Origin of the sequence: uncultured Aquabacterium sp., from assembly GCF_947366995.1 — a bacterium.
GTDB lineage: Bacteria > Pseudomonadota > Gammaproteobacteria > Burkholderiales > Burkholderiaceae_C > Aquabacterium.
In genome coordinates, this window is record NZ_CANBCC010000008.1 from 55,134 (window position 1) to 80,120 (window position 24,987).

Here is a 24,987-nt window from a genome sequence, read left to right on the forward strand (position 1 = left end):
GGCCGGCATGCAGTCCAGCGGTGAACGAGGCTCTGTGCAGAGCCGTCGGGTCACTTCCGGACGAGTCGCAATGCGGCCAGGCCCAGAAGCAGCGGCACGAAGGACACCCACAGCACGGTGTTCCAGCCGTATGCCGCCAGCAGCCCACCGGACGACAGCGAGCCGATCGCCATGACCCCGAAGACCGTGAAGTCGTTGATCGACTGCACGCGGGTGGCTTCTTCCGGCGTATGGCACTCGAGCACCAGTGCAGAAGCGCCCAGGAAGCCGAGGTTCCATCCCAGGCCGAGCAGGACCAGCGCGCCCCAGAAGTGGGCGACTTCCATGTCATGCAGCGCGACCATCGAAGACAGGCCGATCAGGGCGAGCCCGGCCATGGCGACGCGCGGGGCGCCGTAGCGCGCAATCAGCCGCCCGGTGAAGAAGCTGGGCGCGTACATCGCGATCACATGCCATTGCAGGCCGGTGTTCGAGGCAGAACGGGGCAGGCCACACAAGTGCATGGCCAGGGGAGCCGCCGTCATCAGGAAGTTCATCAGCAGGTAGGAGACGGCCCCGATCACCACCGCCGACACGAACTTGGGCTGCGCGATGATGTCGCGAACCGGTCGACCGCCTGCGATCGTGTGCTGTGTGGGGAGAGGCAGCTGCACGCCCAGCAACAAAAGCGCAGACACGGCCGCCACGCCCGCCTGGCAGAGGAAGGTGGCAGCAAACGTGTGCAATGGCCACAGATCCATCGTGCTGTTGACGAGTTGCGGCCCCACCATGCCGGCCGCCACACCGCCGCCCATCACCAGCGACAGCGCGCGGGGACGCCGCTCGGGGGCCACGCCGTCGGCCGCGGCAAACCGGAACGACAACACGACGGCCGCGTACGCGCCGCCGAGGAACATGGCCAGGCAGAACAGCCAGAAGTGGTTCGTGAATACCGCGAGCATCGCGACCAGGCCGGCCAGCGTGCCCGCCGCGGTGCCTGCGAGGAAGGCGGTGCGCCGGCCATGACGTCGCGCCACGGCGCCCACGGGAAAGATGCAGGCCGCCATGCCGATCACGAAGATGGAGACGGGCAGGGTGGCCAGCCACGGCGAGGGCGCCAGACCGTGGCCGATGATGGCGCCGGTGGCGTAGGCCACGACCGAGTTGGCACCGGCCAGGGCCTGGGCCACTGTCAGGCGCCAGATGTTGCCGCGTTGAACGGACTCGGGCAGAAGAAGCGGTGCGGTGGGCGCGATGGCAGCAGTCGGTGTCTGGCTCATGAACGGGGCGCTGAGGCGCTGGAGGACGAACGGGAGGGTGTGTGCAGCGTACCGCCGCCAGGGGATGGTCGCATGCGCAATGCCGCCTGCCGCTCAAATGAGCGCAGCCAGGGTCTCGATGGCGCGCGCCACCCGCCCGTCGTCAGGATGGCCTGCATTGAGCCTGAGGGCGTGCCGAAAGCGATGGTCCGCCGAGAACAGCGGGCCGGGCGCGAGGCTGATGCCGTGCTCCAGCGCGCGTTGATGCAGCCGGAGGGTGTCCGTGCCGGCCGGCAGCACGACCCACAGAAAGTAGCCGCCCTGCGGATCCGACACGGTCGTGCCCGGAGGGAAGTGGCGCAGCACCCAACGCCGCATCATGCCCATGTGCTGCGCCAGCTGAAGGCGCAGGCGTCGCAGGTGACTGTCGAGGCCGCCCTGTTCCATGTAGTCGGCGAGGGCAAGCTGCGAAGGCACGGGCGCACCCAGTGACCCCATCATTTTCAAACGCAGCACCGTGGATGTGTGGCGCCCAGCCGCAGCCCAGCCGATGCGATAGCCCGGCGCCAGGCATTTCGAGAACGAACTGCAGTGCAGAACCAGCCCCTCGCGGTCGAAGGCCTTGAGCGGGTGAGGCCGCGTGGCGCCATGAAAGAGTTCGCCGTACACGTCGTCCTCGATGATGGGCACACCCTCCGCAGTCAGCATCTCGACGATGGCCTGGCGACGCGAGGTCGGCATCAAGGCACCGAGCGGGTTCTGAAAGCTCGGCATGATCCAGCACGCTGCCGGGCGATGTCGCGCGATCACCTCGGCGAGGCCATCGGGGTCCATGCCGAGCTGTGGGTCGGTCGGCACTTCGACCGCGCGCAGATGCAGCCGCTCCAATGCCTGGAGGGCCGCATAGAAAGTGGGGCTTTCCACCGCCACGACGTCGCCCGGCCGTGTCACCGCCTGCAGGCACAGGTTGAGAGCTTCCATCGCGCCGTTGGTGATCACCGGTTCTTCGGCGTTCAGCGTGATGCCGTGCCGTGCATAGCGTGCGCGCAGCGCATGGCGCAGTCGGTCGTTGCCCGCTGTGAGCTCGGCCGTCAAGGCCGCCGGTGCCAGATGACGCATGGCGCGGGCGCCGCTACGGGCCAGCTTGTCCAGCGGAAACAGGGTGGGGGAGGGGAAGGCCGATCCGAGCGGCACGACCTCGGCATTGCGCGTGGACCGCAGGACGTCGAAGACCAGTTCGGAGACGGACACCTCGGTGCTGCCCTGAGCGACCGCCGCCGGTCCTTGCACGCCGGTCTGGACGGCCCGTTGCGCACAGACGTAGTAGCCCGAGCGCGGTCTCGCTTCGATCAGCCCACGTGATTCGAGCAGGTAGTAGGCCTGGAAGACGGTGGACGGACTGAGGTGGGTGTTCTGGCAGGCCTGGCGCACCGAGGGCAGCTTCTCGCCGGGCCGCAGTTGCCCCTCGCGAATGCGCAAGGTGATGGCCTCCGCGAGTTCCTCGTAACGCGTGCCCATCACATCACCGAGGCGTGAACCTGTTCGGGGTGGGCCAGCACGTCGCCCACGACGCGCAGGCTCTGTTCGCATTGCGCCTGGGTGGTGGGCCCGCCCAGGCACAGGCGCACCGCACGCGGCGGAGCCGTGTTGGTGGCGAACGCCGTGCTGGCCACCGCGGCCACCCCGCGCGAACGCCAGAAGGACGCCGCTTCGTTCGGGCTCAGCCGATCCGGCAGACGCAGCCAGGCATGGAAACAATCGGGCTGGCTCCACACATCGTGCCCGCTGAGATGGCGCAACAGCATGGCGTGCCGCACGTTGGTCTCGCGTCGGACGGCCTGGACCACGGCCGAGGCGGTGCCATCGTTGACCCACTGCGTTGCGAGGGCCACCGTCGGGGGCGCGGCCATGACGCTGAGGGCCCGCAATGCGCCGGCGAGGCGTTGCGTGGCCTGCGCCGTGGGCGCATGCACATAGGCCACGCGCAGACCGGCGCCCACGCACTTCGCGAACCCGGTCACGTGGTATGTCAGCCCGGGCGCCAGTTCGGCGAGCGTGACGGGCTGCCGGGTGGGCAGGGCGCCGTAGGCGTCGTCTTCGATGATGGGGATGCTGTAGCGCAGAGCGATGTCGGCCAGCGCCTCGCGGCGAGCCGCACTCATTGTCATCGCGGTCGGGTTCAGCATCGTGGGATTGCAGTAAAGCGCCTTGGGTCCGACGTGCTTGCAGGCGTCCTCGAAGTGGTCGGGGCAGGGGCCATCCTTGTCCACGGGCAACGCGTACAGCTTCACGCCGAGTTGCGTGGCCAGCGCCTTGATGCCGGGATAGCTGACGGATTCGACACACAGCGTGTCACCCGGGCGCGCCAGCATGCTGATCAGGCCCGCGAGCACGCCATGAATGCCCGGGCCGACGAGGACCCGCTCCGGCTGGGTCGGTCCCATGCTTGAGGCCAGCCAGCGCGCGCCCGCGTCACGGTCGGCCGGGGTGCCACCAAAGTCCTGGTAGCGCAGGTGGGCCAGCAGCCGCTGTGGCTCCTGGTAGATCTGGCGGCAGCCATCGGTCATGCGTGCCAGCAAGTCCGGGTCGTCTGGCTCGGGTGGCAGGTTCATGGTCATCTCGGCCGCCGTGCCGCCGCGCAATGGCACGGCTGGAGCGGCACTGCGGACGAAGCTGCCTCGGCCCGGCCGGGCCTCGATCTGGCCACGCTTCTGCGCCTCGGCCAGGGCGCGCGCCACCGTCGTGTAGTTCAGGTCCAGGGCATCCGCCAGTGTCCGCATCGGAGGGAGTCGGTCTCCCGGCGCGAGCCGTCCGCTCGCAACGTCCTCGGCCAGCAGCTCTGGGATCAACAGGTATGCGGGCTTGTGACTGTCGCGCAGGCGGACAAGCCAGTGCTTGTAGAGGGTGTAAGGCATGCCCAATTGATCGCATTCAACGTGCCAGATGATCGGATTAGATTGTGCACTCAAGCAGTGCAAGGCAGCCCGAAATCGTGCGGCGAAATGTCGTTTGCACGACGAGCCTGTCGGCTTTGGTGCGACCACTTACCCCGATCGGATGGCGCAGTGCAGCCGGAGGCGCTTGCCAGTGCCATTGCTTGATCGCATTGAGACCGATCAACGCCCTCATTTGCGGGAGCTGCGCTGGATTCGGCCGATTGATCGCAACTTGATCGCACGCGGCCGCGGCCGCCTGGCACATCCGGTGCACCTGCTTCAGCAGCGCGCGCCACCCTCTCTCATCCCTTACTTCTGGAGTGATCCCATGCCTGCTGTGACCAAAGCCCCCAATCAGATCGGCGACTTCCTCGTGGACTACGAAGAGAAGGTCTTCGAGGACGTGAAAGCCGAACCCGGCGACAAGGCCCTCGTCACCTTCCACACGGTGGCCTTCGAAGGCTCCATCGGCTTCGTCAACCTGCTGCAGGCCACGCGTCTGCAGCGCAAGGGCTTCGACACCTCGGTGTTGCTGTACGGGCCGGGCGTCACGCTGGGCGTGAAGCGCGGCTTTCCCAAACTGGGTGACGCCGCGTTTCCCGGCCACCTGAACTTCAACGACCAGATCGCCAAGTTCATCGCCGAGGGCGGCAAGGTCTACGCGTGCCGCTTCGCGCTGCAGGCCCTGTACGGGCACGGCGAGGGCTCGCTCATCGAAGGCATCAAGCCCATCAACCCCCTCGACGTGCTGGACATCATCCTGCTGCACCGCAAGGAGAAGGCCTTCATCCTCGACACCTGGACGCTGTGATCGACTCAACCGGGTACGCCACCATGAGCCAGCCACGCATCATCAAAGCCGCCGCCGTGCAGATCTCGCCCGTGTTGAACGAGGCCGAAGGCACGCTGCACAAGGTGCTCGACAGCATCGATGCCGCCGCCCGACAGGGCGTGCAGATCATCGTGTTCCCCGAGACCTTCGTGCCGTACTACCCCTACTTCTCGTTCATCCGGCCGCCCATGGCATCCGGGGCCGAGCACATGGCGCTGTATGAGCACGCGGTGGTCGTACCCGGCCCCGTCACCGAGGCTGTGGCTCAGCGCGCCCGCCAGCACGGCATGGTCGTCGTGCTCGGTGTGAACGAGCGCGACCACGGCACGATCTACAACACCCAGCTGATCTTCGACGAGACCGGCACCCTGCGGCTCAAGCGCCGCAAGATCACGCCCACCTTCCACGAGCGCATGGTGTGGGGGCAGGGCGATGGCAGCGGCCTGAAGGTGGTCGACACGGCCGTGGGCCGGGTCGGGGCACTGGCCTGCTGGGAGCACTACAACCCCCTGGCCCGCTATGCCCTCATGGCGCAGCACGAGGAGATCCACTGCGCCCAGTTCCCGGGCTCGCTCGTGGGGCCGATCTTTGCCGACCAGATGGAGGTGACGATCCGCCATCACGCACTCGAGTCTGGCTGCTTCGTCATCAACAGCACGGGCTGGCTGACGGACGAGCAGATCCAGTCCATCACGCCCGAGCCCGGCTTGCAGCGTGCGCTGCGCGGGGGCTGCTGCACGGCCATCGTGTCGCCCGAAGGCGTGCACCTGGCGCCGCCGCTGAAGGAGGGCGAAGGCATGCTGGTGGTGGATCTCGACATGAGCCTCATCACCAAACGCAAGCGGATGATGGATTCGGTCGGGCACTACGCGCGGCCGGAGCTGCTGAGCCTGCGGCTGGATGACCGGCCGACCGCGCCCGTGCACCTGCTCGGCGGGGCGGCCCTCGAGGGGCTGTCCCCTTCCATGGCCACGGGTCTGGGTACCGCGGCCTCGCCGGAAGCCTCGGCATTGGCCCCTGCGCCGCTGACGCGCGTCGCCTGACCCCCTCGTCCCCGTCCTTGTCCTCAGGAGACCGGTATGACCCTCTCGACCCTCAGTCCTCGCGCCCGCGACCTCATCACCGAGCTGCAATCCCGCGGCCTGCGCCTGGCGGACCCGGGCGTCGGTGCCCCGAGCCGCCGCGGCGGGGCAGGCCCGTCCGATCACAAGGCCGTGACCATCGACGGGCACACCGTGATGGTGCCCGTCCACACGGCGCCGGCCTTTGACTCGCCCTTTCTGGCCGATGCGCCGGATGCAGCCGGCACGAGCACGCTCAAGCACGGCAGCATCCCGATCGCGCAGATCACATTTCCGTCGACCCCGCGCTTCTACGAACGCCAGACTGCCGACGGCGTCCCCTACAGCCACATCGCGACCTTGCACGGCCGCGATGTGCTGGCCACCACGGTGCTGCAGACCTGCATCCGCTACGAGAGCCGACGCAAGAGCTGCCAGTTCTGCTCCATCGGCCAATCCCTGGCGGCGGGCCGCACGATCGCGCACAAGACACCGGCCCAGCTGGCCGAGGTGGCGCGCGCTGCGGTCGATCTGGACGGCATTCGCCACATGGTGCTGACGACCGGCACTCCGGCCACGCCCGACCGCGGCGCCGCCGTGCTGGTGGACAGCGCGCGCGCCCTCAAGGCTGCCGTGCCGGATCTGCCCATCCAGGCGCAGTGCGAGCCACCGGACAGCGACCTCTGGTTCCAGCGCTTGAAAGATGCGGGCGTCGACACGCTCGGCATGCACCTGGAAGCCGTCACGCCCGCCGTGCGCGAGCGCGTGATGCCGGGCAAGGCCAGTGTGCCGCTCGCGCGCTACTTCAGCGCCTTCGAGGCGGCGGTGGCCGTGTTCGGGCGGGGCCAGGTGAGCACCTACATCCTGGCCGGCCTCGGCGACAGCCGCGAAGCCATTCTGGACATCAGCCAGCGGCTGCTCGATATCGGCGTCTATCCCTTCGTGGTGCCCTTCGTGCCCATCACAGGCACACCGCTGGAAAGCCATCCGGCGCCGACCACGGAGTTCATGCGCTCGGTGCTCGAGCCACTGGGTCAGATGGTGAGCCAGGCCGGGCTGCGCGCCAGTGACATCAAGGCGGGCTGCGGCAAGTGTGGTGCCTGCTCGTCGTTGTCGGTGTACGAAACCGCCAGCCCGCTGGCCGTTCCGGCTTGATCAAAAAGCGCTTCGAAGGAGCCCGCCATGCAAGCCCTCACCGTCTGTGAGTTGCCGATCGACTTTGCCCCGGCCGCCTTTCGCATCAAGTGCGTGAGCGAGCCGTGGGAGCGACGCGAGGCCCTGGCGCTGCGTCGTGCGGTGTTCTGCGTCGAGCAGGGCCTCTTCGTCGGCAACGACCTCGATGCCATCGACGCCGACGCCACCCTGCTGGTGGCCTGCGCCTGCGTGGCGGGCGAGTGCGACCAGGTGGTGGGCACGGTGCGCATCCACGAGGCCCAGCCCGGTGTGTGGTGGGGCTCGCGCCTGGCGGTGCACCCGTCCTACCGGCATCTCGGCCGGCTGGGGGCCACGCTGATACGCCTGGCGGTCAGCATGGCCCATGCGCGGGGCGCGACGGCATTCTGGGCGCACGTGCAGCAGCAGAACGTCGCGTTGTTCGAGAAGCTGAACTGGCGGCTGCACGGGCCGGTGCAGTTGCATGGCCGGCCTCATGGCCTGATGGAGGCCAGCCTGGCGCACTACCCGCCATGCCATGAACCGGACTGGGGCTACTTCACGCTGCCGCAGGCCCGTGCACGCACCGCAGCGGCCGTTGGGGGGGACCGTGCATGAGCACCGCTCACCCACACGCGCCCCAAGGCCTCTCGCTCGACCTCGCGGCCCTGACCGTCCAGCTGCGCGCCAGCCGTGGCTTCGCGCACAAGCAGGACATCGCCGGGGTGGCGCAGGTGCTCTCGCGCCACCTGCCCGGCGGCTTGGGCGACACCACGCTGGCCCAGCAGGCCGGCATCGGCCTGGGCGACGACTGTGCCGTCATCCCCGATGGGCACGGCGATCACCTGCTGCTGGCCATTGAAGGCCTGGTCGAGGACTTCGTCAGCGAGATGCCCTGGTTTGCCGGCTACAGCGCCGTCATGGTCAACCTCAGTGACATTGCCGCCATGGGTGGCCGGCCCATCGCGGTGGTCGATGCGCTGTGGAGTGATGGGGTCGGGCAGGCAGAGCCCATCGTGCAAGGCATGGCCGCCGCCTCGGCCGCCTATGGCGTGCCCATCGTCGGCGGGCACAGCAACGCACGCGCGCCCCGGCCGCAACTCGCGGTGGCGGTGCTGGGCAAGGCCCGGCGTCTGTTGAGCAGCTTCGCGGCACGGCCGGGTCAGCGGTTGCTGATGGCCGTGGACCTGCGCGGGCAATGGGAGGGCGGCTACCCGTTCTGGAATGCGTCGACGCGGACTCCGGCCGACTGCCTCCGGGCCGACCTCGCCTTGTTGCCCCAGCTGGCCGAGGACGGGCTGTGCGCCGCCGCGAAGGACATCAGCATGGCGGGCGTGCTGGGCACGGTCCTCATGATGCTCGAGTGCTCGCAAGTCGGCGCCACGGTGGACCTTGCTGCCTTGCCGCATCCGCCCGGGCATGGGCCTGCCGAAGGGCTGCCCGCGTTGCTGCGGTGGCTGCAGGCCTTTCCGAGCTTCGGCTATGTGCTGGCCGTGGACGATGCCCATGTGGCGGCGGTGTGCGCGCGCTTCCACGCCCGCGGGATGGCCTGTGCGCCGATCGGCGCGGTGCAGGGAGGCAGTGCCCTGCAACTGCAAAGCGGCCTGGACAGCGACCTCGCGCTGCTGTGGGACTGGGCCGCGCACCCCTTCATCGTGCCGCAGTGCGAGCGGGAGGCCCCATGAAGGCCGACCGACTCCGGATCGCCTTGCTCATGCACTCGCTCAACCCGCGGGGCGGGGTGGTGCACACGCTGGAACTGGCCGATGCGCTGGTGGCCCAGGGCCACGACGTGACCGTGATGGCGGCCGCCGCAGCAGGTCAGACCCTGTTCAGGTCCACGCGGGCGCGGCTGTCGATCGCGCCGCTTTTGGCCGGCCCGTCCGGGCTCGTGAACACGGTGCGCCATCGCATCGACGCCATGACCGATCACCTGCGCACGTCGAACGCGTTGGCGGACGTCGATGTCTTCCACTCGCAGGACAGCATCACCGCCAACGCCCTGGCCAACCTGACCGAAGAGGGCAGGGTGGGGGGCTACGTGCGCACGGTTCACCACCTTGACGCGTTCGACGAGCCGTCACTCACGGCATGGCAGGCCAGGGGCGTGACCACCGCCAGCCTGCTGCTGTGCGTGAGCGACCTGTGGCAAGGCGTGTTGCGCCGCGACTGGGCGCGTGAGGCCCGGCGCGTGCACAACGGCGTGAACCTGCAGCGCTACACCCCTGTCGTGACGGACGAGCAGGCCGCCATGGACCGCGAAGCTTTGCGTGCGCTGGGCGTTCAGCCCGCAGGGCCGGTGTGGCTGGCCGTGGGCGGCGTCGAGGCCCGCAAGAACACCGTCGCGTTGCTACAGGCCTTTGCGCGTGTGCGCCGGCTGGCTCCACAAGCTCAGTTGGTGATCGCCGGTGGCGCGAGCCTGCTTCAGCATGACGCGGCCGTGCAGGCCTTCCAGACCCTTCGACACGAGGCCGGCCTGGCGCCGGGGCAGCCCGATGCCGATCGCCTGGTGTGCGCGGGGCCGGTCTCCGATGCCGTTCTCGCTGCACTGTACCGACGGGCCCGCGCACTCGTGATGCCGTCCCTCAAGGAGGGCTTCGGGCTGGTGGCTCTGGAGGCCATGGCGTGCGGGACGCCCGCCCTCGTCTCGCGCCGTGCGCCCTTCACAGAGCACTTCCGCGAAGGCGAGGTCTTCTGGGTCGACCCGCTCGATGTGGACGACATCGCCCGCGGCCTCGTGCAGAGCCTCGATTCGGATCACCACAGCGCACTGGCACACCAGGCCCGCGACGTGTGCCAGCGCTTCAGCTGGGCGGCCTCGGCCATCCGCCACATCGACCTTTACCAACACCACCTTGCCTGCCATGCCTGAAATGCACTTCACCGTCCGCTGGCCGGACGGCACCGAACAGACCTGCTATTCGCCCTCCCTGGTTGTGCGCGAGCACCTGACGGCCGGCCAGCGCTACCCGCTGCCGGAGTTCCTGCAGCGCACCCACACCGCCCTGTCGATCGCGTCCGAGCGCGTGCGAGAGAAGTACGGCTTTGCCTGCTCGCGCGCCATGGACCAGTGGGCCGAAATCGAGAGCCAGGCCGAGCGCCACACCCCGTCACCCCAGGCCGAGGTCATGGTCCTGCATTTCGACCCCGCCTGACAGCGCCGCCATTCGCTTTTTCACACACACACCCACCCTCCGCGAGGACCCGACCATGCACGCCCACCCTTCATCCGCTCCCGCCCATCACGCCGTTCTCATCGTCGGAGGCGGCCAGGCAGGGCTGTCGCTCAGCCACTACCTGCAGCAACGCAGCATCGACCACCTCGTGCTGGAGAAGCACACGCCCATGCACGCGTGGCGCACCCAGCGCTGGGACGCCTTCTGTCTGGTGACGCCCAACTGGCAGTGCAAGCTGCCGGGTCATGACTACGACGGCCCTGAGCCCCACGGCTTCATGAAGAAGGACCAGATCGTGGCGTATCTCGAGGCCTTCCTGAAGAAGGTGAACCCGCCGATGCTGACCGGCGTGACGGTGCAGCACGTCAAGGCCCGTCCGGAAGGGGGCTACGCCGTGCAGACCACGGCCGGTCTGTTCACCGCCGATCAGGTGGTGGTGGCGTCCGGCGGATACCACGAGCCTGTGGTGCCCCGCCTGGCCGAACGCCTGCCTGCCCACATCACCCAGCTGCACTCGGAGCAGTACCGCAACCCGCAGAGCCTGCCTGAAGGGGGCGTGCTGGTGGTGGGCTCCGGCCAGTCCGGGGCGCAGATTGCCGAAGACCTGCACCTGGCCGGCAAGCAGGTGCACCTGGCGGTCGGCGACGCGCCGCGGTGTGCGCGCTTCTACCGCGGCCGTGATGTGGTCGACTGGCTGGCCGACATGGGCTACTACGACATGCCGGTGGACCAGCACCCGCTGCGCGAAGGCGTGCGCGACAACACCAACCACTATGTGACCGGCCGCGATGGCGGGCGCGACATCGACCTGCGCGCCTTCGCGAAGCAGGGCATGAAGCTGTACGGTCTGCTGGACAGCCTGCAAGACGGTGTGGTCTCGTTCCAGGACAACCTGAAGGCGGCGCTGGACCAGGCCGACAAGGTCTACAACGGGATCAACGCGGCCATCGACAAGCACATTGCCGAACAGGGCATCGACGCACCCGCGGGCGGGGTCTACGAGCCGGTCTGGCAACCCGATGGCAACCACACGCGGCTGGATCTGGCGGCCGAAGGCATCACCTCGGTCATCTGGTGCATCGGCTTCAAGCCGGACTTCAGCTGGCTGGATGCACCGGTGTTCAACGGCCGGGGCCAGCCGGTGCACCACCGGGGCGTCACCCGGCAGGCGGGTCTGTACTTCCTGGGGCTGCCGTGGCTGTACACCTGGGGATCGGGCCGGTTCTCGGGCGTGGCGCGCGATGCGCTGTACCTGGCCGAGGCCATCGAGAAGCAGGCGCTGCGCGCACCCGTGGCGGCCCGTGAGCCCGCCCTGCACAGCTGACAGGCCATCTGATACGGTGTTTTCTTCAGAAAACTGATCACACCATCCCAGGCCGCCGTGCGGGAGCATGGCGGCATGACATCGGATCTCACCTCCACCGGCGCTGAGCAGGACGCGCCATCCCGCCTGGCTTCCGTCGCACGCCGTGGGCTGCTGCGCTGTGCCGTGCCCCTGGCGCAGGGCGGCGATGGCGCCCCGGTTGACGAACTGGTCTGCCGGATCCGCGAGCTGGCCGGGCAGGACATGGCCTCCGCCCGCATCGCGTGGGCCCAGCGCCTCGCCGTCGAGGCACTGGTTCACAGTCCCAACATCGCGCTGCGCGAACACCTCTTGCCCGATCTGCTGACCGGGGCCCTGGCCGGCACCTTGTCCTGGCGCCTGGACCTCACCCTGGCCTCCGCGCGGTCGCTGGTTCAGGCACAGCCGCTGGAGCGCGGCTGGCACCTGAACGGCCTGCTCGACGACGTGCCCAACCTGCAATGGGAGGGCTATGTGGTCGTGTGCCCTGTGCGCTTTGATGCGCAGGTGGGCCAGCCCCAGCGCTGGGCCTGGGTGGTCCTGCGCAGTGAAGAGGACGGTCTGCGCCACATGATCGACGTGGCCCGCCCCCAAGACGTGGCCACCGCCAGCGGCACCGTCCGCCTGAACAACGTCTATTTCCGTGAGGACGAGCTGCTGGCCGACGACCCGCACCGCCTCGCCCTGCACCTGCAACTGCTCGATCAGGCCCTGCGTCCCGCGATGCTGGCGGCGGCGCTGAGCCGGCCTGCGCCTGTCCACAAGAAGTACGAGGTCTGACCATGTCGTCCACCCCCCGCGTGATCCCCATCCAGCCCGTGTCCCTGATGCCGGGCGTGGAGGCTGCCAGCAAGGTGCAGCCCAAGTCCGTCAAGGGCCGATTCAGCCGCCTGCGCTGGCTGATGTTGGCCCTGACCCAGCTCTTCTTCTTCGGCCTGCCCTGGCTGGAATGGCAGGGCCGCCAGATGGTGCGCTTCGACCTGGAAGCCAAGCGCTTCTATCTGGGCAGCCTGATCTTCCTGCCGCAGGACCTGATCTTCCTCACCGGCCTGCTGGTGTTCTGCGCGATGCTGCTGTTTGCGGCCACCACGCTGGCCGGCCGCGTGTGGTGCGGCTTCAGTTGCCCGCAGACCGTGTACACCTCGCTGTTCATGTGGGTCGAGCGGCATACCGAGGGCGACCGCTACCAGCGCATCCGGCTCGATCAGTCGGGCTGGACCGCCAACAAGCTGCTGCGCCGGGGCGGCAAGCACGCGGTGTGGATCGCCATCAGCCTGTGGACGGGCTTCACCTTCGTGGGCTGGTTCTCGCCCATCCGCGAGGTCGGGCCGCAGATCCTGCACGGCACAGTGGGCTTCTGGGATGTGTTCTGGAGCCTGTTCTACGGCGTGGCCTGCTATGGCAACGCAGGTTTCCTGCGCGAGAAGGTGTGCCTGCACATGTGCCCCTACGGCCGCTTCCAGGGTGCCCTGATGGACAGCGAGACCCTGATCGTGGGCTATGACGTGAAGCGGGGTGAGCCGCGGGGCGTGCCCCGCAAGGGCAGCGAGGAGCCCTCGCGCCCGGGCGCCTGTGTGGACTGCACCCTGTGCGTCCAGGTCTGCCCCACCGGCGTGGACATCCGCAATGGCCTGCAGGCCGGATGCATCGGCTGCGCGCTCTGCATCGACGCGTGCGATGCCGTCATGGACAAGATCGGTCAGCCGCGTGGTCTGATCCGCTACGCCCGGCAGCGCGAGCTTCAGGGCGATGGGCAGGGCGGCCAGGCCACCACACCGGGCGGCGTCGGCAGCCTGCTCATGCGCCACCGCGTTCGCCTGTATGCTGGCGTGATGGGCGGCTTGCTGCTCGCCATGGCCTGGTCGGTGGCGCATCGCCCCGACATCCGTGTGGACGTCATCCGCGACCGGGGCGTGATGGCCCGCCTGGTCGAGGACGGCGCCGTTGAAAACGTCTACCGCCTGCAACTCATGAACCAGACCGAGCAGCTTCAGCGCATTGCGATCACTGTCGAAGGCTTGCCGGGCGCTCAGGTGATGAGCCGGTCGGACATCGTCCTGTCGCCGGTGGCCGACATGCAGTTGACCGTGTCGGTGCAACTGCCCATGTCACAGGCCGCCAGGCTGGCAGGTCAGACCCTGCCGATCCGGTTCCAGGTGGCCAGCCGAAGCGCGACGCAGGCGGACCTCCTGTCCGAAGGCAGCACCTTCATCGTGCCGCGATGAGGCCCCGCGCGGCCGGCGAGACCGGCGCCCGCCATGCAAGCGACAACCTGAGGGGCATGGGCTGGATGGTGCTGGCGATGGCCGCCTTCGCGCTGGAAGACGCCTTGCTCAAGCAGGTGGCCCGCATGCTGCCGATCGGCCAGGTCCTGGTGCTGTTCGGGATCGGTGGCGCGCTGGTGTTCGGGCTCTACCGACGCGAGGGCATGCAGCCCCTCTGGCACGCCGATGCGCGTTCGAAGCCCATGTGGGTGCGGGCCGGATTCGAGATCACCGGCCGCCTGTTCTATGTGCTGGCCATTGCCCTGACACCGCTGTCTTCCGCGACGGCCATCCTGCAGGCCACGCCGGTGCTGGTGGTGCTGGGCGCACGCTTTTACTTCGGCGAACGGGTGGGCGCCGTGCGTTGGGTGGCGGTGCTGCTGGGCCTGGCCGGCGTCGCCGTGGTCCTGAGGCCGACCGCGGGCGACTTCTCCGTGCTCTCCCTGCTGACGGTGGTCGGCATGGTGGGCTTCGCCGGGCGTGACCTGGCCAGCCGTGCGGTGCCCGTGACGCTGGGCACGCGCCACCTCGGCTTCTACGGCTTTCTGGCCGTGGTGGTGGCCGGTGCGCTGTATGCCGTCTGGCAAGGGCAGGCATGGGTCTGGCCGGATCGCGCGGGCGTGGTGGCCCTGGTTGTGGCCGTGCTGGTGGGCACCGGGGCCTATGCTTCGCTGATGAAAGCCATGCGCACGGGCGATGTGGCAGCGGTCACGCCGCTGCGCTACACGCGCCTGTTGTTCGGGGTCGGCATGGGCGTCGTCGCGTTCGGCGAGCAGGTCGACGCCATCACACTGGCCGGTTGCGCGGTGATTCTGCTTGCAGGGCTGCTGTTGACCTGGGATGCGCGCCGGTCTCGCCGCAGGGTGCAAGCCCGCCCATGACAAAGCCCCCGTGCGGGGTCACCGCGCGGGGGCTTGCCGTGGACAAGCCCGGGGCCTGTCCTCAGGGCGGAATCAACCGGTCTGACCCGGGATCCAGCTCGTGCCGGCCAGCGGCACCTGGGCCATGGCCGCGGCCTCCACCGTCAGGGCCACCAGGTCTTCCGGCTCCAGATGGTGCACGTCCTGCTTGCCGCAGGCGCGGGCCAGCGTGGTCAGCTCCATGGTCAGCGTCTTGAGGTAGTTCTTGAGGTGCTTGGCACCCCATTCCGGCTCCAGGCGCTTTTCCAGCACGGCGTCCTGCGTGGTCACGCCCACCGGGCACTTGCCCGTGTGGCAGTGGTGGCAGAAGCCGGGCGCGGTGCCCAGCGCGGCGTAGTCGGCCTCGGCGCTGTGCTGCTGGCCGCCTTGCTGGTAGGTGTCGCGGTTGCAACCCAGGGCCATCAGCACGCCCTGGCCGATGGCCACGGCGTCGGCACCCAGGGCCAGGGCCTTGGCCACGTCGGCGCCGGTGCGGATGCCGCCCGACACGATCAGCTGCACGGTGCCCTTCATGTCGAGGTCTTCCAGCGCGGCCACGGCCTGGCGCACGGCGGCCAGGGTGGGGATGCCCACGTGCTCGATGAAGCAGGTCTGCGTGGCGGCGGTGCCACCCTGCATGCCGTCGACCACCACCACGTCGGCACCGGCGTGCACGGCCAGCTTGACGTCGTTGTAGACGCGGGTGGCGCCCACCTTCACGTAGATCGGCTTTTCCCAGTCGGTCAGTTCGCGCAGTTCCTGGATCTTGATGGCCAGGTCATCGGGGCCGGTCCAGTCGGGATGGCGGCAGGCCGAGCGCTGGTCCACGCCTTCCGGCAGGGTGCGCATCTTGGCCACGCGCGGGTTCACCTTCTGGCCCAGCAGCATGCCGCCGCCGCCCGGCTTGGCGCCCTGGCCCAGCACCACCTCGATGGCATCGGCCTTGCGCACGTCGTCGGGGTTGAAGCCGTAGCGCGAAGGCAGGCACTGGTACACCAGCGTCTTCGACGAGCGACGCTCTTCCTGCGTCATGCCGCCGTCACCGGTGGTGGTCGAGGTGCCCATGGCGGTGGCCGCCAGGCCCAGGGCTTCCTTCACGTTGGCCGACAGCGCGCCGAAGCTCATGCCGGCCACGGTGATGGGGGTGTCCAGCACGATGGGCTTCTTGGCGAAACGGGTGCCCAGCACGGTCTTGGTGCTGCACTTCTCGCGGTAGCCCTCCAGCGGGTAACGCGACAGCGAGGCACCCAGGAAGACCAGGTCATCGAAGTGCGGCAGCTTGCGCTTGGCGCCCAGGCCGCGAATCTCGTACAGGCCGGTGTTCGAGGCGCGGTGGATGTAGTCCAGCGTGCTGCGGTCGAACGACGCGGATTCTTCGCGTTGCAGGCGCTTGAAGGTGATGGGGTGTTCGGTGCTCATGACAGGGCTCCTCAGTAGGTTTGATCAGCGTCTGCGTTCCAGTGGTACAGCGAGCGAGCGGAAGCCACGCGCTTGAAGTCCTGCGGCTTGTGGTTCAGGCCCGCGGCGGCCAGCAGCTCGGTCAGCGCGGTGATGTCGCTGTCGCCCAGCGGCTCCAGCTGCGCATCGGCGCCCAGGCTCTTGATCTCGCCCTTCACGTAGATCACGGCTTCGTACAGCGAGTCGCCCAGAGCGTCGCCGGCGTTGCCGCAGATGACCATGCGGCCGGCCTGTGCCATGAAGCCCGAGAAGCTGCCGACCGAGCCCCCCACCACGATGTCGCCGCCCTTGAGCGAGATGCCACAGCGCAGGCCCGCATCGCCGTCGATGATCAGCAGGCCACCGTGGGCCGAGGCCCCGGCGCTGTTCGAGGCAAAGCCCTTCACGTGCACCTTGCCGCTCATCATGTTCTCGGCCACGCCGGTGCCGGCGCTGCCATTGATGGTCACGTCGGCCAGCTTGTTCATGCCGGCGGCGTAGTAGCCTGCATGGCCATCGATGGTCACCTTCACCGGGGCATTCATGCCCACGGCGATGTTGTGGGCGCCATCGGGGTTCACGACGGTGATGTGCTGACCGGTCAGCTCGGCTGCCGGGCCGTGCAGGTGCTGGTTGAGCGGGCGAACGCCACCCTGGCTCAGGTCAAAGGTCAGGCTTTCCATACGTACATCTCCTCAGGGGCAGGTTCAAAGACGGTGGCGTGCTTCACATCGGGCAGGTGGGCCAGCGAGCGGAACTCGGAGGCAATGGCCACGTAGTCGTCGGTCTCGGCCACCACGGCCGGTTTGCAGGCAAAGGGGTCGCGGATCAGGGCCAGTTCGGTCGACGTGCCCATCAGGAAGGTGAAGAAGCCATCCAGCGCTTCGAAGCCCTTCTGCAGCGCGTTGTGCAGGGTGTCGCCTTCGCGCAGCCGCCACTCCAGGAAGCGGCAGGCCGCCTCGGTGTCGTTGTCGGTTTCGAACTTGATGCCACGCGGCTCGAGCATGCGGCGCACGCCGTTCGGGTTCGACAGCGAGCCGTTGTGCACCAGGCAGAAGTCTTCACCGGCGGTGAAGGGGTGTGCGCGGTCCGGCGTCACGGCCGACTCGGTGGCCATGCGGGTGTGGCCGACCAGGTGGCTGCCTTGCAGCTGGCTGAACTGGTAGCGGGCGGCCACTTCAGCCGGTGTGCCGATGTCCTTGTACAGGTCGATGCTGCGGCCGGTCGACAGCAGGTGCAGCTTCGGACCGTAGGCCTTGACGAAGGCCTTGACCGGCTCGGCCGCGCCCTCGAAGGTGATCACGGCATGGTTGTCCTTGACGCTCGCCTTGGCCTGGACCTTCAGCTCGGCGTTGAGCGCGTCCAGCAGGGCCGACCAGTCGTAGTCGTTGCCTTCCTCGGTCAGGCCCGAGTACACGCTGATCTTGCGCAGGCCCGCGGGCAGCGGGTCGGTGAACACGGCCAGGCCGGCCGAATCGGGGCCACGCTCGGTCATGCCGATGAGCATGGGCACCATGAGCTCGCCGAGCTGGCTGCGCAGCGCGGGCTTCTTGAGGAGCAATCCAACGATTCCACACATGATGGGTCTGTTCCTTCTTCAGAAAAATTCCAGGTATTGCTTGACTTCCCAGTCCGAGACATGGCGCTGGTATTCGATCCACTCCATGCGCTTGAGCTTGAGGAACTCCTTGGCGACCGGGCCCAGGGCGCCCGTGATCAGCTCGTCGGCTTCCAGCGCATCCAGGGCGGCGCCCAGGTTTTGCGGCAAGAGGCCAATGCCCGCATCCTTGAGCTGTGCATCGCTCCACTCGTAGAGGTTCACGTTGCGCGGGGCACCCGGGTCCAGCTTGCGGTCGATGCCATCGAGACCGGCTACGATCACAGCGGCGGTGGCCAGGTAGGGGTTGCAGGCACCGTCAGGCAGGCGCAGTTCCAGACGACCCTTGGGCACGCGCACCATGGTCGAGCGGTTGTTGTCGCCGTAGCTGATGTAGGCCGGGGCCCAGGTGGCGCCCGTCAGCGAGCGGCCCACCACCAGGCGCTTGTACGAGTTCACCGTCGGGGCGCACAGCGCGGTCAGGGCCGGCGCGTGGGCCAGCAGGCCGCCCAGGAAGTGATAGGCCATGGGCGACAGCTCCAGACCGTTGGCATCGGCCTTGTCGCAGAACAGGTTGCGCTTGCCGTCGCCGATGGACAGGTGCATGTGCATGCCGTTGCCCGGGCGGTTGGCAAAGGGCTTGGGCATGAACGAGCACACCAGGCCCATCTCGTTGGCGATCTCGGCGGCCGCCATCTTGAAGAACACAAAGTGATCACACGAGGTGAGACAGTCTGTGTAGGTGTAGTTCAGTTCGAACTGGCCGTTGGCGTCTTCATGGTCGATCTGGTAGACGTCGATGCCGGTGGCGCGCATCACGTTGGAGAGCTTCTCCAGGTAGGCGCGGGTGCGCGACAGGCCCTTGTAGTCATAGCAGGGCTTGGCCAGCGTGTCGCTGGGGTCGCAGGGCTCGATGCCGCCGGACTCGGTACGACGCAGCAGCGAGAACTCGGGCTCCAGACCGGTGAACATCGTCAGGCCGCGCTCGGCCAGACGGGCCACCTGCTTCTTCAGCGTGACGCGGCTGTCGTAGACCCAGGGTTCGCCTTCCACATGGCCTTCGCACACGATGCGGGCCAGGCCGGGCTGCCAGGGCACCAGCGAGACGGTGCTCAGGTCGCCGCGGGCCATGAAGTCCGGGCCGTGGGGCTCGATGCCGACGCCGCAGATGGCGAAGCCGGCGAAACCGGCGCCGTCCGTCAGCACGGTCTCCAGATGTGCCACTGGCACCGACTTTGCCTTCGCCACACCGTGGATGTCGACAAACTGGGCCAGCACATAGGACACGCCCTGGGCACGCAGGTATTGCTGCGCTTCTTCGACGGTGTCGAAACGCACGGGGGGCACGAGTTCGCCGGGCGGGGCATCAAGGGGAAGGGGGATGGCAGCGTTCAAGGCAGGCTCCTTCAGGTGTTGGGACCGGGTTCAGTCCCGGTGCGGTGCGCGCTGCTTCATGGGAAGGAAGCTTATCGCGGTGTTTCCTGTAATGCAACTAGTGTGCCTACAAGGAAACACCATTTTGGTGAGCGAGGCGCTGCGTTCAGGTGTCCACGTACACTGCGTTTCACGGCAATGTTCAAAGGAGCGAGGCTTGGATAGGGACCAGAGCGGCAACCTGCCATCACTGGAAGAAACGGTGGGGGCGGCCATACGCGAGCAGCGGCAGCGGCACAGCCTCACCCTGGCGCAGGTGGCCGAACAGGCGGGCATCAGCCGCGGCATGCTGTCCAAGATCGAGAACGGGCAGACCACAGCCGGCATGGACACCTTGGCCCGCATTGCGCGGGTGCTTGGCGTGTCGATGTCGATGCTGTTCAGCAAGTACGACGCGACCTCCAGCTCGGCGCAGCACATCAAGAAGGGCGCCGGCATGGAAGTGGTGCGTCGAGGCACCAAGAGCGGGCACACCTACCACCTGCTGGCCTACGACCAGGGCCCGGTCAAGCTGTTCGAGCCGTTCCTGATCACCATCGAGGACGACTCCGAGCGCTACCCGACCTTCGAGCACCCGGGGCATGAGTTCCTCTACATGCTGGAAGGCAAGATCGAATACCGGGTCGGGCAGGAAACCTACCTGCTCGAACCCGGTGATTCGCTGTCTTTCGAAGGGGAAGTGCCGCACGGGCCGGAACGCCTGGCCAAGTGCCCGATCAAGTTCCTGTCGGTGATCGTGTACCCGCGCCAGGCTGACTGAACCTGGCCGGGTGAACACACTGTCTCACTCGGTGAGCAAGGTGTGCAGCAGCAGGCTGTCTGGCTCGGTGGCTCGCAGCATGAGCTTGTGCTGGCCGCCACGCCAGTGCAGTCCTTCTTGCGGGCCCAGGTGGATCAGGCCGGGCAGTGGCTGGCCGGCGAGCGTGTAGCCGCCGCGAAGCACCCATACCAGGCTGTGGCCCTGCTCTGGAAGGGCCTGTGCGCCGTGCAGCAGGTGAACGGAGGCCGAGACCCGGCCCCGTGTCGTCATGACGTTCCAGAACAGCGTGTCGCGTTCCGGGGCCGTGTTGTGCAGGGGCAGCTCACCGCCGTAGTGCGCCCGGTCGCCTGGCTCTGACAGGGCCCACTGCTGGTGCGGCGCCACCAGCGAGACCGGTCCGCCATCGACCAGTACCGTGGTCCGGTCCATGCCTGGAAACGCCGAGAAGGGCGCCGCCTCGGTGATCTCCGCCAGGCTCACGCGCCACGACGGTGCGCCCGCGGGGCCGCCCTGCGCCACCGGCCGGGTCCACCCCTTGCCGTTGCGCCACCGCTCGCGCGGCAGGGCGGCCAGCGACAGTTGGGTCAGGCCCTTGGGCAGGGCCACGACGTGCGTGATCACTCAGGACACCGCGCCCAGGCCGTACTTGCCGGTCAGCAACTGACCGGTGCTGAAGCGCTCGAGCGCATAGGGTGCCAGCGACACATCGGTCGGCAGGCCCAGTGCCTCTTGCGCCAGCACGCGGCCGACCGCCGGAGACAGCTTGAAGCCATGGCCCGAGAAGCCATAGCCCACGATCAGGCCCTGGATGCCGGGCAGACGGCCCAGCACCGGGTTCCAGTCGGGGGTGACGTCGTAGACGCCGGTCCACGACGAGGCCAGCCCGGCGGTCTCGTAGGCCGGGAAGCGCTCGGCCACCTGAGCACCGACCTCGACCACGTAGTCCATCGAGATGTCGCCCTGCTCGTTGTCCGGCACGGCCAGCGTCTCGCCGACGATGCCTTCGCTCACCAGCATCTGGTTGCCGCCATAACTGCGGCAGTACAGCATGCCCGGCGAGCCGAGGTCCTTGAAGACGGGCATCTTGAAGGTGTAGTGCGCATCGGCGCATTCCAGGGCCAGCACGGCGTGGCGCTCGGGCACCACGGGGGTGGGGATGCCGGTCCAGCGCTCGATGTCGGTGGCCCAGATGTTCTGCGTGCTGATGACCGTGTTGCTGCGGAAGGTGTCCTGCGAGGTTTCGACGCCGCAGACGCGGCCGTTGTCCACCAGCAGCTTCTCGACGTTGACGCCCTCCATGATCTTGACGCCCAGGCGGCGCGCTGCGCGGGCAAAGCTGGTGGCCACGAGGTAGGCATCGGCAAAGCCGGCTTCAGGCTCGTAGCCGATCAGCGCGGCGTCGTCGAAGTTGGCAATGGGCAACAGCGAGCGGGCTTCCTCCTGGCCCAGGAACTGCACTTCGATGCCCATGGCACGCTGGCCCTCGAGGGCCGACTGCAGCGGAGACAGCTTGGGGCCGTCCGGCGCACAGATCAGGTAGCCGCACTTCACCAGGCCGGATGCGGCTTCCTCGTCTTCCAGGTAGGCCGAGAAGTCGGTGAAGACCGACCACGAGCGCTTTGCCAGTTCCACGTTCTCGATCACCGAGTAGTGCGTGCGCAGGATGCCCGAGGACTGGGTGCTGGTGCCGGCGCCGATCTGCGACCGGTCCAGCACGAGCACCTTCTTCGCGCCGAAACGGGCAAGGTGGTAAGCAACCGAAGAGCCGATCACACCGGCCCCGATCACGATGGCGTCATAGCTTTCCATCGTCAGCCTTTCTGGGTTCAAGAGGTTGGGATGAGGTCAGCGTAGTCGGGCCTGGCACGGCTCTTGTTAGATGAAGTGAATCACCATCACAGATGCGGAAAAACTGAAGTTATCAGCGTCTGCCCCGAACCCCTTGAGGATGCCCCACATGGCTTTACCCAAAGCACCGCCTGCCCAACGCCGACATGCCGGGGTGCCCGACCTGCGCGCCCTGGAGGTCTTCGTGGCCGTTTGCGATGCCAGTTCCATGGTGCTGGCGGCCGAGCGCCTGGGCTTGAGCCAGAGCGCGGTCAGCCAGTCCATCAAGTCGCTGGAAGAAGACCTGGGCCTGCAGTTGATGGACCGCGAGGTGCGGCCGGCGCGGCCCACGCTGGCCGGGCGCCTGCTGCACGAGGCTTCCGCCCAGCTGCTGTCGCAGGCGCGGCTGGCAATGGACCGGGTGCGCGCCTCGGCACGGCAGGAAATGGAACAGATCCGGCTGGGGTGCGTCGATTCATTCGCGGCCACGGTGGGCCCGCAGCTCATCAAGGCGATGGCCGGCAAGGCGCGCCAGATCCGCATGTGGTCGGGCCTGACGCCCGGACTGGCCGACCAGATGCAGGGTCGCGAGCTGGACATGGTCATCTGCACCGAATCTGCGGTGGAAGACCCGCGTGTCTCGCAGCGCCTGCTGTTCTCGGAGTCCTGGGTGGCGGTCTACCCCAAGCACCACAGCCTGCCCGTGCTGACCTCCCTGCGCGGGCTGTCTGCGGCGGCTGGCAAGCTGCCCTTGATCCGCTACAGCCAGCGCTCGGTCACGGGCCAGCAGATCGAGCGCTTCCTGCGCCATGTGGGCGTCGATGCACCGCGTTGCTACGAGTTCGATGCCACCGACCCGCTGCTCAGCCTGGTGGCCTCCGGCCTGGGATGGGCCCTGAGCACGCCCTTGTGCCTGTGGCAGTCGCGGCAGTACCTGGATGCCGTCAACGTCGTGCCCCTGCCCGCGAGTCGGCTGGGGCAGCGTCATTTCTTTCTGCTGTCGCGCGAAGGCGAGTGGGCCGGGCTGGATGAAGAGGTCGTGCGGGTCACGCGCGACGTCATCCGCCTCGACACCGCGCCGGCCATCCGCAAGGCCATCCCCGCCCTCGCGCCGGCGGCACTGTCCTGTCCTGAAGAGGATTTCACATGAAGATCGACACGCCCACCTACACCTTCACGTCCGGCACGCTGCCGCTGCTGATCTCGATGCCCCATCTGGGCACGCACATCCCCGCGCCATTGCAGACCGGCATGGCCGATGTGGCCGGCATCCGCCAGGACACCGACTGGCACCTCGACCGCCTGTACGCCTTCGCGCGCGAGATGGGCGCGTCCATCATCCAGGCCAAGGTGTCTCGTTATGTGATCGACCTGAACCGCCCGCCCAATGGGGAAAGCCTGTATCCCGGGCAGACCACCACGTCGCTGTGCCCCATGGACACCTTCCGCGGCGAGCCGCTGTACCTGCCGGGCCACGTGCCGGACGACGCCGAGCAGGCGCGGCGCCTGGAAGCGTACTGGCGGCCATACCATGAACAGATCCGCACCGAGCTGGATCGGCTGAAGGCGTTGCATGGCGCGGTGATGCTGTGGGATGCCCACTCGATTGCCAGCGTGTTGCCGCGCCTGTTCGAAGGCCGTCTGCCGGACCTGAACTTCGGCACGGCCGATGGCCGCAGCTGCGATCCCGCCATCCTGTCGGCGGTCGTCGATGTGGCGCGCACGGGGCCCTACACGCATGTCGTCAACGGGCGCTTCAAGGGCGGCTACATCACGCGCCATTACGGGCAGCCGTCCACCGGCATCCACGCCATTCAGCTTGAGATGAGCCAGCGCCTGTACATGCAGGAAGACGCGCCGTTCTCGTATGAGCCGGATGTGGCCGGCCAGGTGCAGCCGTTGCTCGAGGCGATGCTGCGTGCCGGTCTGGCGCAGCTGAACGTGACACGCGCTGGTGCGGCTTGATCCCCGCAATGGGGCGGTGCACCGCGGTGCGGCGTGTTTCCTGTGGTTAATCAACGTATCTCAATAGGAAACATTGGCACAGGGGTTGCATCACCTTCATCGGAGCAGTCAGGGGGGCTGACTGCATGAATGAAGACTGGAGTTCCCATGAAGCTGATTACCGCCGTGATCAAGCCGTTCAAGCTCGACGATGTGCGCCAGGCGCTGGCCGATGCCGGTGTGCAGGGCATCACCGTATCGGAAGTGAAGGGCTTTGGCCGCCAGAAAGGGCACACCGAGTTGTATCGGGGTGCGGAGTACGTGGTCGACTTCCTGCCAAAGGTAAAGGTGGAAGTGGCGGTGAAGGCCGAGCAGGTCGACACCCTGGTCGAGGCGATCCGCCAGGCCGCCTACACCGGCAAGATCGGCGACGGCAAGATCTTCATTTCGTCCCTGGACGCGGCCGTCCGCATCCGCACGGGTGAAACCGACGAGCAGGCGCTTTGAGCCCTGCACACCAGGAGTCCACGATGAACAAAGTTCTGCTTGCTGCAGCGGCGCTGGCCGCCGCATGCCTTGCGCCGGCCCATGCGCAGGACGCCGCCACCGCGGTGACGGCGGCCGCCTCGGCCGTTGCACCCGTGGTCAACAAGGGTGATGCCACCTGGATCATCGTCGCCACGGTGCTGGTGATCATGATGGCGGTGCCCGGCCTGCCGCTGTTCTACGGCGGCATGGTGCGCGCCAAGAACATGCTCTCCGTGATGATGCAGGTGATGATCACCTTCTCGTTGCTGGGCATGCTGTGGTGTCTGTATGGCTACAGCCTCGCGTTCACCGAGGGCAACGCGTTTTTCGGGGGCTTCGACAAGGCATTCCTGCGCGGGGTCACGGTCGACACGCTGGCGGCCACGTTCACCAAAGGGGTGGCCATCCCTGAATACCTCTACGTTGCCTTCCAGATGACGTTTGCGGCCATCACGCCGGCGCTGATCATTGGCTCACTGGCTGAGCGAGTGAAGTTCTCGGCCCTGCTGGTCTTCATGGTGCTGTGGTTCACATTCAGCTACCTGCCGCTGGCCCACATG

General features: G+C 67.7%; 24 protein-coding genes and 1 pseudogene. 16 read left to right on the forward strand and 9 right to left on the reverse strand.

The genetic code is table 11. The features are described from left to right. Positions 1-50: 50 nt before the first annotated feature. The 3 genes from Q0Z44_RS04160 to Q0Z44_RS04170 form a co-directional block, all read right to left on the reverse strand. The gene (locus Q0Z44_RS04160; RefSeq protein ID WP_298010796.1) at positions 51-1,259 is read right to left on the reverse strand and encodes an MFS transporter; all 1,209 of its coding nucleotides are present in this window, start codon (positions 1,257-1,259) and stop codon (positions 51-53) included. Between the two features lie 93 nt (positions 1,260-1,352). Beyond that, entirely contained in the window at positions 1,353-2,756 is a 1,404-nt protein-coding gene (locus tag Q0Z44_RS04165; protein WP_298010798.1) for a PLP-dependent aminotransferase family protein, read from the reverse strand. Beyond that, positions 2,756-4,153 carry a PLP-dependent aminotransferase family protein gene (locus Q0Z44_RS04170; RefSeq protein WP_298010800.1) on the reverse strand — a complete coding sequence of 466 codons (1,398 nt, stop codon included), beginning with the start codon at positions 4,151-4,153 and terminating at the stop codon, positions 2,756-2,758. The genes Q0Z44_RS04165 and Q0Z44_RS04170 overlap by 1 nt, the downstream gene beginning before the upstream one ends. 349 nt (positions 4,154-4,502) lie before the next feature. On the opposite strand from Q0Z44_RS04170, the gene Q0Z44_RS04175 reads away from it, so the two are divergent. The 11 genes from Q0Z44_RS04175 (at position 4,503) to Q0Z44_RS04225 (ending at position 14,882) form a co-directional block, all read left to right on the forward strand. Beyond that, positions 4,503-4,985 carry an MSMEG_0572/Sll0783 family nitrogen starvation response protein gene (locus tag Q0Z44_RS04175; RefSeq protein WP_109038685.1) on the forward strand — a complete coding sequence of 161 codons (483 nt, stop codon included), beginning with the start codon at positions 4,503-4,505 and terminating at the stop codon, positions 4,983-4,985. Positions 4,986-5,008: 23 nt separating this feature from the next. Beyond that, entirely contained in the window at positions 5,009-6,049 is a 1,041-nt protein-coding gene (locus Q0Z44_RS04180) for a Nit6803 family nitrilase (RefSeq protein ID WP_298010803.1), read from the forward strand. Positions 6,050-6,085: 36 nt separating this feature from the next. Further along, entirely contained in the window at positions 6,086-7,222 is a 1,137-nt protein-coding gene (locus Q0Z44_RS04185) for an MSMEG_0568 family radical SAM protein (RefSeq protein ID WP_298010805.1), read from the forward strand. A gap of 27 nt (positions 7,223-7,249) precedes the next feature. Further along, complete coding sequence (locus tag Q0Z44_RS04190) at positions 7,250-7,837, forward strand: MSMEG_0567/Sll0786 family nitrogen starvation N-acetyltransferase (protein ID WP_298010807.1); 588 nt, start codon at positions 7,250-7,252, stop codon at positions 7,835-7,837. Further along, positions 7,834-8,904 (forward strand): sll0787 family AIR synthase-like protein, encoded by a 1,071-nt coding sequence (locus tag Q0Z44_RS04195; RefSeq protein ID WP_298010809.1) that lies wholly within the window; start codon positions 7,834-7,836, stop codon positions 8,902-8,904. The genes Q0Z44_RS04190 and Q0Z44_RS04195 overlap by 4 nt, the downstream gene beginning before the upstream one ends. After that, positions 8,901-10,091, forward strand: a complete 1,191-nt coding sequence (locus Q0Z44_RS04200) for an MSMEG_0565 family glycosyltransferase (RefSeq protein WP_298010811.1) — start codon at positions 8,901-8,903, stop codon at positions 10,089-10,091. Before Q0Z44_RS04195 ends, Q0Z44_RS04200 begins: the two co-directional genes overlap by 4 nt. Continuing rightward, positions 10,084-10,374 carry an MSMEG_0570 family nitrogen starvation response protein gene (locus Q0Z44_RS04205; protein WP_294637120.1) on the forward strand — a complete coding sequence of 97 codons (291 nt, stop codon included), beginning with the start codon at positions 10,084-10,086 and terminating at the stop codon, positions 10,372-10,374. The genes Q0Z44_RS04200 and Q0Z44_RS04205 overlap by 8 nt, the downstream gene beginning before the upstream one ends. 55 nt (positions 10,375-10,429) lie before the next feature. Further along, a complete protein-coding gene (locus Q0Z44_RS04210; RefSeq protein WP_298010813.1) occupies positions 10,430-11,719 on the forward strand; it encodes an MSMEG_0569 family flavin-dependent oxidoreductase in 1,290 nt (429 codons plus the stop codon). A 75-nt stretch (positions 11,720-11,794) separates the two neighbouring features. Then, the gene (locus Q0Z44_RS04215; protein ID WP_298010815.1) at positions 11,795-12,517 is read left to right on the forward strand and encodes a hypothetical protein; all 723 of its coding nucleotides are present in this window, start codon (positions 11,795-11,797) and stop codon (positions 12,515-12,517) included. Between the two features lie 2 nt (positions 12,518-12,519). Next, positions 12,520-13,962 (forward strand): cytochrome c oxidase accessory protein CcoG, encoded by a 1,443-nt coding sequence (gene ccoG / locus Q0Z44_RS04220; protein ID WP_298010817.1) that lies wholly within the window; start codon positions 12,520-12,522, stop codon positions 13,960-13,962. Next, positions 13,959-14,882 (forward strand): DMT family transporter, encoded by a 924-nt coding sequence (locus Q0Z44_RS04225; RefSeq protein WP_298010819.1) that lies wholly within the window; start codon positions 13,959-13,961, stop codon positions 14,880-14,882. The genes ccoG and Q0Z44_RS04225 overlap by 4 nt, the downstream gene beginning before the upstream one ends. A gap of 72 nt (positions 14,883-14,954) precedes the next feature. Here Q0Z44_RS04225 and Q0Z44_RS04230 read toward each other — a convergent pair whose 3' ends face one another. The 4 genes from Q0Z44_RS04230 to glnT are packed head-to-tail and all read right to left on the reverse strand — an operon-like array spanning position 14,955 to position 19,281. Beyond that, positions 14,955-16,319: an FMN-binding glutamate synthase family protein gene (locus tag Q0Z44_RS04230; protein WP_294637125.1), complete on the reverse strand. Its 1,365-nt coding sequence runs from the start codon at positions 16,317-16,319 to the stop codon at positions 14,955-14,957. An 11-nt stretch (positions 16,320-16,330) separates the two neighbouring features. Further along, positions 16,331-17,020 carry a protein glxC gene (locus Q0Z44_RS04235; protein WP_298010822.1) on the reverse strand — a complete coding sequence of 230 codons (690 nt, stop codon included), beginning with the start codon at positions 17,018-17,020 and terminating at the stop codon, positions 16,331-16,333. Then, complete coding sequence (locus tag Q0Z44_RS04240) at positions 17,008-17,916, reverse strand: class II glutamine amidotransferase (RefSeq protein WP_298010824.1); 909 nt, start codon at positions 17,914-17,916, stop codon at positions 17,008-17,010. Before Q0Z44_RS04240 ends, Q0Z44_RS04235 begins: the two co-directional genes overlap by 13 nt. An 18-nt stretch (positions 17,917-17,934) precedes the next feature. Next, entirely contained in the window at positions 17,935-19,281 is a 1,347-nt protein-coding gene (gene glnT, locus Q0Z44_RS04245) for a type III glutamate--ammonia ligase (RefSeq protein WP_298010841.1), read from the reverse strand. 244 nt (positions 19,282-19,525) lie between these two features. Between glnT and Q0Z44_RS04250 the strand changes: the two genes are divergently transcribed. Then, positions 19,526-20,128 carry an XRE family transcriptional regulator gene (locus tag Q0Z44_RS04250; protein ID WP_298010826.1) on the forward strand — a complete coding sequence of 201 codons (603 nt, stop codon included), beginning with the start codon at positions 19,526-19,528 and terminating at the stop codon, positions 20,126-20,128. Between the two features lie 24 nt (positions 20,129-20,152). Here Q0Z44_RS04250 and Q0Z44_RS04255 read toward each other — a convergent pair whose 3' ends face one another. Both Q0Z44_RS04255 and Q0Z44_RS04260 read right to left on the reverse strand, forming a co-directional pair. Next, the gene (locus Q0Z44_RS04255; protein ID WP_298010828.1) at positions 20,153-20,749 is read right to left on the reverse strand and encodes a HutD family protein; all 597 of its coding nucleotides are present in this window, start codon (positions 20,747-20,749) and stop codon (positions 20,153-20,155) included. Next, a complete protein-coding gene (locus Q0Z44_RS04260) occupies positions 20,750-21,937 on the reverse strand; it encodes an FAD-binding oxidoreductase (RefSeq protein WP_298010830.1) in 1,188 nt (395 codons plus the stop codon). 148 nt (positions 21,938-22,085) lie between these two features. On the opposite strand from Q0Z44_RS04260, the gene Q0Z44_RS04265 reads away from it, so the two are divergent. From Q0Z44_RS04265 to Q0Z44_RS04280, 4 genes and pseudogenes are all read left to right on the forward strand, one after another. Then, positions 22,086-23,105, forward strand: coding sequence for a LysR family transcriptional regulator (locus tag Q0Z44_RS04265; RefSeq protein WP_298010832.1), 1,020 nt, complete (start codon positions 22,086-22,088; stop codon positions 23,103-23,105). Then, on the forward strand, positions 23,102-23,920 hold the full coding sequence (hutG, locus tag Q0Z44_RS04270; protein WP_298010834.1) for an N-formylglutamate deformylase: 819 nt from the start codon (positions 23,102-23,104) through the stop codon (positions 23,918-23,920). Before Q0Z44_RS04265 ends, hutG begins: the two co-directional genes overlap by 4 nt. A 147-nt stretch (positions 23,921-24,067) precedes the next feature. Beyond that, positions 24,068-24,406, forward strand: a complete 339-nt coding sequence (glnK, locus tag Q0Z44_RS04275) for a P-II family nitrogen regulator (protein WP_298010836.1) — start codon at positions 24,068-24,070, stop codon at positions 24,404-24,406. 23 nt (positions 24,407-24,429) lie between these two features. Beyond that, positions 24,430-24,987: pseudogene (locus tag Q0Z44_RS04280) on the forward strand (ammonia channel protein); the annotation flags it as partial.